Here is a 227-nt window from a genome sequence, read left to right on the forward strand (position 1 = left end):
AAGTAAAGATTGGGAACGTGAAGTATTCTCAATGGTTGTTCCTGAGTTTCACTACTCTGACTACTTAACCCCTGCCGATGTTCGTGGTATTCGTCAATCAGGTTCTGCTGACCAAGAAGAAGCTCTGACAGACATCCAAGAGCGTAAACTTACTAAGTTACGTGACCTGCACGAAGCTACTCACGAATACTTACGTTGGGGTGCCATCAAAGGTATCACAACTACCC

The 227-nt window shown here is 44.9% G+C and carries 1 protein-coding gene; it reads left to right on the forward strand.

Annotation, left to right across the window (positions count from 1 at the left end; translation table 11 throughout):
• The coding region (locus GFJ99_RS13365) for a major capsid protein (protein WP_203228810.1) at positions 1 to 227 on the forward strand (227 nt) is incomplete at both ends.

It is taken from the genome of Flavobacterium sp. LMO6, from assembly GCF_009495795.1.
In the GTDB taxonomy this organism is placed as follows: domain Bacteria; phylum Bacteroidota; class Bacteroidia; order Flavobacteriales; family Flavobacteriaceae; genus Flavobacterium.